Raw genomic sequence first — 10,172 nt, forward strand, 5'->3', positions numbered from 1 at the left:
TTCATATTGGCCTGTTCTTTTTGAACTTCTATTTTTCTAGCTTCAATTTCCTCTTTAGTAGGCTTTTCCATTTCGTCTCTCTCTGCTTTTTTCGCCTTCATTTCGGTTCTTTTTTCATCTCTTTTAGTAACCTCTTTAGTTACAAGTGCTTCTACTTCTTTAACTTGTTTTTCATTTAAAGTTAAGTCTTTCGTCATTTTCTTTACTTGAAAGTTAATGCGTTGTTCTGGAGTTAGTTTTTCTCTCTTTTCTCCTCTTTTTTCTTGTGCAAATGTTGTTAATCCAACAACTAATAATACTGCTAAAACTAAATTCTTCATTTTTTTATTTTTTTTAAGTTATGTACATAGGACTTTAATAGTTTAAAAAGGTTTAGTCATTAACAAATAATTAGTATTTTTCTGCTTTTAAAAACTATTAATTATTGCGCTACTAAATGTTTTGTTTTAAACAAAAAAAAATCGCTACTACGGCGATTTTCTTATATTCTGATGTTAAAAATTATATTTTTGGAAACAATGTAAGTTTTGTATATAATTCTTTATTTGCTTTAATTTTTGCCAATTGATCGTCATTCAAACTTCCTAAAATTTTTCTACCATATCGTTCATAAATTTCTTTTTTCTCGTCAAACGATTTTGAATTACTCATGTCTTCTGCTCTCATAAATAAAAGTGTAGAAATGTTACTTTTAGTACCTTCGTCAAGTTTAATAACTTTAGAAATAGCATCAACTTCTCCTATTACTACGTCTTTACTGCTAGATTGTTTTACATCTAATGTAGCAGCTTTTGTTTGTTGACCAAAAGAGCTTAAACTAAATGCTAATGATAGTGTAAGTATTGCAATTATTCTTTTCATAATATTCTTAAAATTAAATTGTTGAAAGGCGAATTTAATACTTTTTTTTAAAAGTCAATAAACTTTTTTATTTCTTTTCTTTAAATTGGTCTAATTTATAATTCAATAAATCTAAAAGTTGTTTATGACCAATGTCAAAATTGCTGCTTGTAATGCTTATTAACGATTTGGAAGTAGCATAAAGTAGGGTAGAATACTTTCTTGTAATCCAATATTTTTGACTCTCAATATATTTTTTGGTATCTATTAATTCTATATTGATGAATTTATTGTTTTTTACTATGATTTCGTTTATCATTTTAATGTCTTTCCAGTAAAATGTTTTGCTTTTAAAAACTCCACTATTTATTGTGAATCCTCTTTCGTTAATTTCAATTGAAGAATTGTTATTAAACAATTTTAAAAAAGACACAATTAATCCAAAACCAAAGAAAAGAAAACCAAAAACTCCAATTGTTATTTTCTCATATTTATTTCCAAAATCAAATCCTTCTGGATACACTATCAACGGAATACAAATAATAACTATAAACAAGCAACTAAACAATAACAAGAGATTTTTAGAATAACTTCCTCTGATAATGATTGGGTTTAAATGGTAGCTAATGAATTTATTTTCCTTAGCATTTTCCTTATTTAGAAAATAAAGAAACAAGCCGCATCCAGTAAAAAATAGGGTAGAGCAAACTAAAATTAATCGTTCTTTAAATAATTCTTCTGAAGAACTATCTGGGTAAATACAAGTATACGATTTATAAATTGCCCAACTTCCGCCCAAAAAAAATAGAAAACAGATTAAATAAATTAATCGCATTTTCCATTTTTGAAGGTTTATATTTTTAAACACTATCTTAGTTTAAAAAAACAGTTTTAAGGTCGCCGTCAACAACTACTTTAGTTAAACCATGTTTTGCTAAACCTTTCATTGCAGCATCCCATTTTTTTCCGCTTAAAGCTGATTTTTCTTTTAGTTGAGCAATAGGCTGATTGTTTTCTAATTTTAATAAACTAATAATCCATTTCTCATCTTCAGTAAGTTCAATCTGTTTTTTCTCAGGTCGCATTTGAGGAAAAAATAATACTTCTTGAATAGAGGCATTATTCGTCAAGAACATTATCAATCTATCCATTCCAATTCCTAATCCAGAAGTTGGTGGCATTCCATATTCTAAAGCTCTCAAGAAATCTTCGTCAATAATTCCGTTAGCTTCATCATCACCTTTTTCAGAAAGTGCCATTTGAGCTTCAAATCGTTCGCGTTGGTCAATTGGATCATTCAATTCAGAATAAGCATTGGCAACTTCTTTACCACAAATCATCAATTCAAATCGCTCTGTAAGTTCAGGATTATCTCTGTGTTCTTTACACAAAGGCGACATTTCTTTAGGGTAATCAGTAATAAAGGTAGGTTGTATAAAATTTCCTTCACATTTTTCTCCAAAAATCTCATCAATCAATTTTCCTTTACCCATCGTTGCATCTACTTCAATTCCCATAGATTTTGCAGCGTCAAATAATTCAGCTTCACTTTTTCCAGAAATATCAAAACCTGTAAATTGCTTGATTGCATCTGTCATTGTAACTCTAGCATAAGGCGCTTTGAAGTTTACTTTATGTTCACCAAAAGTAGCTTCTGTGGTTCCGTTTACTTCCTTGGCACAATGTTCCAATAGGTTTTCTGTAAATTCCATCATCCAATTGTAGTCTTTGTAGGCTACATAAATTTCCATTGCAGTAAATTCTGGATTGTGAGTTCTGTCCATTCCTTCATTTCTAAAGTTTTTAGAAAACTCATATACACCATCAAACCCACCAACAATCAATCTTTTTAGATACAATTCGTTAGCAATTCTCAAATATAAAGGAATATCCAATGCATTGTGATGCGAAATAAATGGTCTTGCCGCAGCACCACCAGGAATTGCCTGAAGAATTGGAGTTTCTACCTCAATATAACCAGCGGTGTTAAAAAAGTTTCTCATGGCTGTGAACAATTTTGTTCTTTTCATGAAAACTTCTTTCACATTTGGATTCACAACCAAATCTACATAACGCATTCTGTAACGCAATTCGGCATCATTAAAAGCATCATGAACAGTTCCTTCTTCATCCGTTTTTGGTAATGGCAATGGTCGCAAAGTTTTGCTTAAAAAAGTAAACCCATCAACACGAACACACTGTGCACCAACTTTTGTAGTAAAAAGTTCACCTTCAATACCTATAAAATCTCCTAAATCGGTTAATTTTTTAAATACTTGATTGTACATTGTCTTGTCTTCACCAAGGCACAACATATCACGGTTTAGATACAATTGAACCCTACCCTCACTATCTTGCAATTCAGCAAAACAAGCCTTTCCTTGATCGCGAACACTCATCAATCGTCCAGCAAGAATAACCTTCTTACCGTCTTCAAAATTTTCTTTCACCTGTTTCGAAGTATGATTTACAGGAAATAAATTTGCTGGATAAGGGTTAATACCAAGAGCACGCAAAGCGTCAAGTTTTTCTCTTCTAATGATTTCTTGTTCTGAAAGTTGCATATATAGTGTATTTAAGCGTGCAAAGATAATAAAAGAATACAGAATTTAGAATGCATATTTTTAGATTTTTAGAAGCGAAAGGCTTGGGCTTTATCTACCTTCCATATTCCCGCTTTCCGTTCTATCCCGAAGTTTCGGGATGCCACTGCAATCGGGGCTAGATAGCAAACTTTTTGTATATTTGTAAAAATTTTAAATCATATGAAAAATATAAAATTACTTTTTTCTTTACTTGTTATTTTTAGTTTAACAAGTTGCACAATTACAGAGAAATTAATCATCAACGATAATGGTTCTGGTAAATTTGCCTACGATATTGATGGTTCCAAAATGATGTCTATGATGGGAAGTGCTTTTAAAAGTGACACTATAGTAGGCGATACAAAGGAAACGGTAAAAAGAAAAAATAAAAAAGTTGTCGACAGTACTTTTACTTTCAAAGAAATGTTTGCTAGTAAAAAAGACAGTATTTCTAAATTATCTACAGAGGAACAAGATAAAATAAAAAAGATGGAGCGATTTAGCGTTAGAACCATCGTAGATGAAGAAAAAGGAATCATGAATTATTCTATGTTTACCGATTTCAATTCAATTTCTGAACTTCAAGATGTAATGTCGCCGTTGCAATCAATGAAATCACTATCGCCAACCGGACAAAAATCGGGCGGTTTAGGAATGGCTCCAGATGCTATTGATGACAATTCATCGGTAAAATATTTTTATGACGGAAAAACGTTCAAGAAAACAGTTTCCAAAATAGAAAAGAAAAAAGAAGAAGCAAAAGAAGATATAGCAAGCGCCGAGTCAGAAGCATTACGATTAAAAGAATCTATGGAAATGTTTTATGATCAGTCTAATTTTAAAGTAGTCTATCAATTTCCAAAAGCAGTGAAAAAAATTTCTATAGAAAATGCTTTATATAGCGAAGATAGAAAAACAATAACCATAGAATATCCTTTAAAAGATTACATGGAAAATCCATCCAAATTAAACTTTGAGGTAGAATTTCAATAATAGATTTTATTAAATAAAATAAACTTTGCCATTAGTTGCGTTTTATGGCAGTAAAAAAAATGAATAAAAAAATCCAACTTCAAGATTTAGGAAATAAAGATTACAAAGAAACTTGGGATTATCAAGAGGATTTGTTCAAGCAAATTGTTGATGTGAAAATTCAAAATAGAAGAGAAGAGTTAAATCTTTCTACACCAAACTATTTTCTTTTTGTAGAGCATCCACATGTTTACACTTTAGGAAAAAGTGGTGATATTTCCAATTTGTTACTTTCAGAAAAACAACTTGAAGAAAAAGGAGCCACATTCTATAAAATAAATAGAGGCGGCGATATTACCTATCACGGTCCAGGACAAATTGTAGGTTATCCAATTCTTGATTTAGAAAATTTCTTTACAGATATTCACAAATACTTACGTTTTCTAGAAGAAGTAATAATTCTAACTTTAGCAGAATACAATATTGTAGGAGCAAGAAGTGAAGGCGAAACAGGAGTTTGGCTTGGCGTTGGAACACCGTTTGCAAGAAAAATTTGTGCCATGGGCGTTCGCGCAAGTCGTTGGGTTACCATGCATGGATTTGCCTTAAACGTAAATGCCAATTTAGGATATTTCGACAATATTATTCCTTGTGGTATAAAAGGAAAGGCAGTAACATCTCTACAAGTAGAACTTGGTGTAGAAAATGTTAACGAAGAAGAAGTGAAAGAAAAAATCTTAAAACATTTTTCAAATTTATTTCAAGTAGAAATTATCAAACAATAATGTATTGGGTTAATTAAAGAAAACTCAAGACCATAAACTCACAATTTCAACTTCATTTGTTCTGGTAACAACCTAAAGCTCATTCTGTGGTACTTTGTTGTGCCATATTTTCTAATAGCTTCACGATGTTCTTTAGTTGGATATCCTTTGTTTTGTTTCCAATTGTACATAGGAAATTCTTCATGAATTTTATCCATGTACTCATCTCTATACGTCTTTGCTAAAACCGATGCCGCTGCAATACTCATGTACTTAGAATCGCCTTTAACAATCGTACTATATGGAATGTTATTAATTGGTTTAAATCGATTGCCATCTACTATAATATATAAAGGTGTAGGATTTAACCTCACAATACATTCTTGCATAGCCTTTATTGAAGCATTTAAAATATTGATTTTGTCAATAACAATAGGTTCTATATGAGTTACCGAAAAAGAAATTGCCCTATCTTCTATAATAGGTCTTAGTTTTTCCCTAGTTTTTTCTGATAATTGTTTAGAATCATTAAGTAAATCCAGTTCAAATTTTTCAGGAAGTAAAATGGCAGCCGCAGTAACAGGACCAGCTAAGCAACCTCTTCCAGCTTCATCAGTGCCACATTCTAAAATGTATTGCGAAAATCTTAAATTTAACATAAAATTAATTTTGATAAAAATATAAATTTTAACGCAACCTTTTGCATAATTCTTCATCTAAGTAATGTGTTGCAACCACTATGTTAGTAAACCGCTTGAAAATTTTAACAAAAATAAAATGTAATATTCCGAAGTATTATTTGTTTATTTAAGAAATTATTAAGAAGTTTGCGGAATAACTAACTCAAATAAAATTAATATGAGATCGAAGTTCAAATGGATTTTTACGCTATTAGTAGCGTTATCAATGCAGTTTTCGTTTGCACAAGAGAAAACTGTAACAGGCGTGGTAACAGATGGCGGTATGTCATTGCCAGGCGCAAATGTTGTTGTTAAAGGAACAAAAAATGGTGCTTCAGCTGATTTAGATGGTAAATTTTCCATCAAAGCTAAAGCAGGAGATGTTTTAATTGTTTCTTTCCAAGGTTATGAAACAAAATCAGTAACTGTTGGCGCAGCAAATAATTACAGAGTAGTTTTGAATGAAGCTGCTAAAGTTCTTGAAGCTGTAGTTGTTCAAGGTTATAGAACTGTTTCTAAAAAATTAGCTGTTACATCAGCGGCAACTGTTAATAGCAAGACTATTGAAAACAGACCAAATGCTAATGCTATTAATACACTTCAAGGTCAACTTGCTGGGGTTAATATTACAGCAAGTACTGGTCAGCCAGGTTCTAAATCAACTGTAATTATTAGAGGATTAGGAACTATTACAGGTAATAGTGATCCGTTATATGTTATTGATGGTTTTCCATCTAATAGTGATAACTTTAGATCTATAAATCCTAATGATATTGCAACTGTCGATGTTTTGAAAGATGCTTCTGCTATTTCGGAGTATGGATCAAGAGGTTCAAATGGTGTAATTGTAATTAAAACTAAAAAAGGTAGCTATGGTGAAGCTAAAACTACTTTTAGATATTCTACTCAATTTGGAATTAGTGAATTACAAAAACCAAAATACAGCTATGCTACTTCAAGAGAGTTGCTTAAGATTGAACAAGGATATGGTTCAGGTTTGGGCGCTACTTTAACAGATGCTCAAATTGATGCTTTTGGTGTTCAAACTGACTGGGTAGATTACTTTTTTAGACAAGGTACATCAGTTAGTCACAACTTTAGTATTGAAAATAACTCTAAAAATGTAAACTCATTTACTTCTGTTGGTTATTTTGATCAACAAGGTGTTTTAGAAACTACAGGATTAAAGCGTTTTACAATAAGAAATAATGTGAACGGAAAGTCTGCTAACGAAAAATTTAAGTATTCTGTTAACACAGCAATTGGTCACTCTAAAAATAATGAAGCAACTAACCTTGGTGGTGGCGCAATTAATAGAAATTATGTATTAGGAGCTTATATTTCTGCGCCATACATTTCTCCTAGTACTTATCAGAATCCAGCTCAATTGTTTGATTTGTATAACACAGATGGTACTTTATTGTACACGCCATTAATGTTAATTGATAAATTAAAGACATATAACAATCTTACGGAAGAAACAAGACTTAATGTATCAGCAGAAGCTTCTTACAAAGTTTTCAAAGATTTAACAGCAAGAATTCGTACTTCTGGAGAGTTATTGTCTAATAGATTTTTCCAATCAGAACACCCTAACTCTTTCAATGCTTTATTGTTTGAACCTCAAGTTGGATACAAAGGATTTGAAGATATTAACCAAAGAAGAGAATTTACATTTAATAACCTTTATCAAATAGAATATAACAAAACTTTTGGAAAACATACGGTTAATTTTGTTGCAAGTTCTGAGTACAATCAATCAAGGTTAAATACTAATAACTTTAGACAAAGAGGTTTAAATCCTGATACTTTTGTTCCTAATACTGGAGCAGGTTATTTAGCAGATACTTCAGCAAATGATTTCTATGTGCCAGTTGTTTCAGCTTCTCAATTGAGAGTTGATCTTATATCATATTTTGCGTCGCTTGATTACGACTTTAATAAAAAATATGGTGTTGTTGGTTCTTACAGAAGAGATGCTTCAAGTAGATTTTTAGGAAAAACAAATCAATCAAAAAGTTTTTGGTCATTTGGTGCTAGATGGAATCTTGAAGAAGAAAATTTCGTAAAATCTTTAAACATATTTGATGTTTTAAAATTAAGAGGTTCTACAGGTACTGTTGGTAATCAAAGAATTGTTGATGGTACTGTTTTCGCTGGAGTTATTCCTCCTGGTTTTGCCGATATATACTCAATTGGTAATAACGCATATAATGGAGGTCAAGGTTACAATATAGCATTTGGTTATCCAGATTTGAGATGGGAAACTACAAAACAATATAACATTGGACTTGATTTTGAACTTTTCAAAAGCCGTTTAAGAGGTGCATTTGATATTTATAATAGAAATACTTATGATTTGTTTTTATCGGAACCTATTTCGCCAGCTGTTGGAGCTTTGAGTATTACAAAAAATTCAAATGCTAACATCACGAACAAAGGTGTTGAATTGAACATAGCTTATGATGTTATTAAAAATTCAAATGTTACTTTGACTTTGCGTGCAAACGGATCAAAAAATAAAAATGTAGTTGACGGAATAAAAACCAATAACGGTCAAATATTTGCAGGAACAGCTCCTTCTTATCTTACACAAAACGGAGGTACAATTGAAGAGCCTTATGTTTATCCTTATATCGGTGTAAATCCAGCAAATGGTAATTTATTGTTTGAAGATATTAATGGTAATCCTACTGAAACTCCTACAACAGCAGACAGAAGAGCGTCTGGTAAAAATTACATTCCTGTTTATCAAGGTGGTTTTGGTTTTGATTTTGATTACAAAGGATTCTTTGTATCAACAACATTTACATATGCATTCGATGTTTGGAGATTTGATTTTGATTTACAAAATCTTTATGATCCATCTAATATTGGTACTTTTAATGTAACTGATGATTTATTAAATGCATGGACTCCTACAAATACAAATACTCAAGTTCCAGCTTTAAAGGCAGCTAACTATGCAGCAGCAGATGATTCAGATCGTTTCTTGAGAGATGCATCTTACATAAGATTAAGAAATGTTCAACTTGGATATAAAATACCAAAAAGATTTATTGAAAAAACATTCTTTAAAGATGTTACTTTAAATGTTCAGGGTGAAAATTTATTCAACATTACTAAATGGAGAGGTTTTGATCCAGAAAGTGATAGAAATGCTGACGTTTATCAATATCCAACTCCAAGAATTATTACTTTGGGTCTAGATTTGAAATTTTAACTATTATATTATACTAAAAATGAAAAAAATATTTAAATTATTATTAGTCTTTTCAAGCGCACTTTTTGTGTCTTGTGACGAAGGTTTGTTAGAGCCATTTACACCAGGCGCTCAAACTGAAGATGTTGCTATACGTAAAACTTCGGATTTACAAAAGTTAATGAATTCTGCTTATGCAAATTTAACTAACAGAGAAGATATGGTTTTTACATCTGTTTTTACAGATGAGGCTGGAATTGGATTTGCTAATGGTGGTCAAGGAACTACAACTGATTTTGTATTCTTTTTAAACGCATCTTCAACGGCTCCTAATTCTATATGGACATCAAGTTATTTTACTTTATCACGTGCTAATCGTGTTATAAAATTTGCTGATATTATTGTTCCAGTTGACGCTGTAGATGCTCAATTAATTGCCAGATTAAAAGCAGAGGCCTTAACAGTTAGAGCTTTGTGTCACATTAAAATTATGTCATATTTTTCTCCTAACCCAAAAGATGACAATCAATTAGCGGGTATTCTTGCTGATAGAGTTATTGAGTCTAGCGAAACTAATTTGTTAAGAGTTACAAACGGTCAGTTTTATTCTCTTATTCACTCAGATCTTAATCAGGCATTAACTATATTTAATGGTTTATCTTTGCCTGCTGCAAATCTTTACCCAAATGTTACGTTTTATCCTAACAAAAATCTTGCAAAAGCTTTAAAAGCTAGAGCATATGCTTTGAAAGGTGATTATACAAATGCTGAAATTTGGGCGGATGATGTCATTACAACTTCTGGAATTAATTTAGCAACTGCTGCTAATTACAACAACATTTTCTACACAGATAATGAAGCTGCAAATACTGAGGTTATATTTAGATTGAAAAGAACTTTACAAAATTCTTCACAAGCAACAAATTTAGGTAACGGTTGGGCATCTGTTAATTCAACTGCTAGTGGTTCTCCTTTCTATGAAGTAAGTAGATCTTTGTTCAATGTATTGAATGCTACTCCTACCGATGTTAGAAGATCAACTATTGTTCATCCAACTTCTACTATTGATCCTAATTATGCAACATCTTTAGATTATAAAACTACAGATAGATTGGTTTTAGGTAAATAT

9 protein-coding genes are annotated in these 10,172 nt (G+C 31.2%); 4 read left to right on the top strand and 5 right to left on the bottom strand.

Annotated features, from left to right (window positions below; all coding sequences use genetic code 11):
* The 4 genes from ACH2CG_RS11075 to lysS all read right to left on the bottom strand — a co-directional run.
* Positions 1–320: hypothetical protein (locus ACH2CG_RS11075; RefSeq protein ID WP_395065146.1), on the bottom strand; the 320-nt coding region annotated here is incomplete at its 3' end.
* Positions 321–501: 181 nt separating this feature from the next.
* Positions 502–861: a hypothetical protein gene (locus ACH2CG_RS11080; protein WP_395065148.1), complete on the bottom strand. Its 360-nt coding sequence runs from the start codon at positions 859–861 to the stop codon at positions 502–504.
* A 67-nt stretch (positions 862–928) separates the two neighbouring features.
* Positions 929–1,675 (bottom strand): STM3941 family protein, encoded by a 747-nt coding sequence (locus ACH2CG_RS11085; RefSeq protein WP_395065150.1) that lies wholly within the window; start codon positions 1,673–1,675, stop codon positions 929–931.
* Between the two features lie 37 nt (positions 1,676–1,712).
* Positions 1,713–3,404: a lysine--tRNA ligase gene (lysS, locus tag ACH2CG_RS11090; RefSeq protein WP_395065152.1), complete on the bottom strand. Its 1,692-nt coding sequence runs from the start codon at positions 3,402–3,404 to the stop codon at positions 1,713–1,715.
* A 201-nt stretch (positions 3,405–3,605) separates the two neighbouring features.
* Here lysS and ACH2CG_RS11095 point away from each other — a divergent pair, with 201 nt between their 5' ends.
* Together ACH2CG_RS11095 and lipB are read left to right on the top strand one after the other, a co-directional pair.
* Positions 3,606–4,418: a hypothetical protein gene (locus ACH2CG_RS11095; RefSeq protein WP_395065154.1), complete on the top strand. Its 813-nt coding sequence runs from the start codon at positions 3,606–3,608 to the stop codon at positions 4,416–4,418.
* 59 nt (positions 4,419–4,477) lie between these two features.
* Complete coding sequence (gene lipB, locus ACH2CG_RS11100; protein ID WP_395065156.1) at positions 4,478–5,182, top strand: lipoyl(octanoyl) transferase LipB; 705 nt, start codon at positions 4,478–4,480, stop codon at positions 5,180–5,182.
* A gap of 38 nt (positions 5,183–5,220) precedes the next feature.
* On the opposite strand, the gene ACH2CG_RS11105 is transcribed toward lipB, so the two are convergent.
* Positions 5,221–5,820: a ribonuclease HII gene (locus ACH2CG_RS11105; RefSeq protein WP_395065158.1), complete on the bottom strand. Its 600-nt coding sequence runs from the start codon at positions 5,818–5,820 to the stop codon at positions 5,221–5,223.
* Positions 5,821–6,019: 199 nt separating this feature from the next.
* Between ACH2CG_RS11105 and ACH2CG_RS11110 the strand changes: the two genes are divergently transcribed.
* On the top strand, positions 6,020–9,064 hold the full coding sequence (locus tag ACH2CG_RS11110; protein ID WP_395065160.1) for a SusC/RagA family TonB-linked outer membrane protein: 3,045 nt from the start codon (positions 6,020–6,022) through the stop codon (positions 9,062–9,064).
* 19 nt (positions 9,065–9,083) lie between these two features.
* A partial coding sequence (locus tag ACH2CG_RS11115) for a RagB/SusD family nutrient uptake outer membrane protein (RefSeq protein ID WP_395065162.1) occupies positions 9,084–10,172 on the top strand: 1,089 nt, incomplete at its 3' end.

The sequence above is a fragment of the Flavobacterium sp. genome, assembly GCF_043778725.1.
In the GTDB taxonomy this organism is placed as follows: Bacteria; Bacteroidota; Bacteroidia; order Flavobacteriales; family Flavobacteriaceae; genus Flavobacterium.

Excerpts from the sequence above, each read along its gene's own strand:
- ACH2CG_RS11105 (WP_395065158.1), bottom strand. The coding sequence starts at position 5,820 with ATGTTAAATTTAAGATTTTCGCAATACATTTTAGAATGTGGCACTGAT.
- ACH2CG_RS11110 (WP_395065160.1), top strand. The coding sequence starts at position 6,020 with ATGAGATCGAAGTTCAAATGGATTTTTACGCTATTAGTAGCGTTATCA.
- ACH2CG_RS11095 (WP_395065154.1), top strand. The coding sequence starts at position 3,606 with ATGAAAAATATAAAATTACTTTTTTCTTTACTTGTTATTTTTAGTTTA.
- lysS (WP_395065152.1), bottom strand. The coding sequence starts at position 3,404 with ATGCAACTTTCAGAACAAGAAATCATTAGAAGAGAAAAACTTGACGCT.
- ACH2CG_RS11080 (WP_395065148.1), bottom strand. The coding sequence starts at position 861 with ATGAAAAGAATAATTGCAATACTTACACTATCATTAGCATTTAGTTTA.
- ACH2CG_RS11085 (WP_395065150.1), bottom strand. The coding sequence starts at position 1,675 with ATGCGATTAATTTATTTAATCTGTTTTCTATTTTTTTTGGGCGGAAGT.
- lipB (WP_395065156.1), top strand. The coding sequence starts at position 4,478 with ATGAATAAAAAAATCCAACTTCAAGATTTAGGAAATAAAGATTACAAA.